Origin of the sequence: Methylobacterium sp. BTF04, assembly GCF_010692745.1 — a bacterium.
GTDB lineage: Bacteria > Pseudomonadota > Alphaproteobacteria > Rhizobiales > Beijerinckiaceae > Methylobacterium.
The window spans coordinates 1-1,168 of sequence record NZ_JAAHTB010000185.1; the positions used below are offsets into that span (position 1 = coordinate 1).

Annotated in this window: 1 protein-coding gene; it reads left to right on the forward strand. The window is 61.6% G+C overall.

Annotation, left to right across the window (positions count from 1 at the left end; translation table 11 throughout):
* Nucleotides 1-1,028: methyl-accepting chemotaxis protein (locus G3T14_RS24205; protein ID WP_246733543.1), on the forward strand; the 1,028-nt coding region annotated here is incomplete at its 5' end.
* Nucleotides 1,029-1,168: the final 140 nt, after the last annotated feature.

The following is a 1,168-nucleotide window of genomic DNA, read 5'->3' on the forward strand; positions in this document are numbered from 1 at the left end:
CGCACGCCCTGAGAGCCCTGGCTGCACGAGAGAATCTGGCTGAGGTGCCTGGGAGCACCCGACGCGATGAGATCGGTGACATCGCGCGGGCCGTCGTCACCATTCGCGACGTCTCACTGGAGGATGCTGCCGAGCAGCTCAAGACGACGGAAGCTACACGCCTTCAGGAAGCGCGCGCGCGGCGGATCATGCTGCAAAACCTGGCGGACCAGTTCGAACAATCGGTGGGTAGCATCGTTTCGAAGGTATCCCAATCGGCACTCGGCCTTCAAAACTCATCCGTAGTTATGAAAGAAGCAGTCGAAGGGACGTCTTCGCGCTCCAATAGTGTGGCCACTGCCGCGCATCAGACCGCCGACAATGTGAATGCGGTTGCGGCTGCGGCCGAGGAGCTCGGCGCGACCGTGCAGGAGATCGGCCGTCAGGTGGAGCGCGCTGCGGAGATGTCGGCCGTTGCCGTTCATGATGCGGGCCGAACGGAGGCGACCATGAAGGCACTGGCTTCCGCGGCAGCCCGAATCGGCGACGTAGTTGGCATGGTGTCGAATATTGCCAGCCAAACCAACCTTTTGGCCCTCAATGCGACCATTGAGGCAGCGCGTGCCGGTGAGGCTGGTCGGGGCTTTGCCGTCGTCGCGGCCGAGGTGAAGGAACTCGCCAGCCAAACCTCGCGGGCTACCGAGGAGATTAGCCATCAGGTTGCCTCCATCCAGACCGCGACCGATGAGGCCTCCGAGGCGATAAAGGCCATAGCCTCACAGATCCAGGCCATGAATGCGGTCACAACGGGGATTTCCGCGGCTGTCGAGGAGCAGGGAGCGACTACTCAGGAAATCGTGCGCAACATGGGTCAAGCCTCGGCTGGAACGAGTGGAATGACATCGAATATCGCTGAGGTCGCACGCGTTGCGGATCAGGCTGGTCACGCAGCGTCCAGTGTCCTTCAGGCCTCAGCTGCGCTGTCTGAGCAATCCGCAAACATGCGTATTGAAGTCGACCGCTTTCTTGCGAATGTCCGGGCCGCCTAGCCTGGAGGGTGGAGTCGAGCACGCCTGGACATATGCTCGCGTTGATCTGACACCGCGCGATTTGGAGGCTTGACGTGCCATAGGATGAGGTGGTCCCGCCTTCCTGGACAGTTTGGCGGCTGAGCTAAGCTATACCCCGG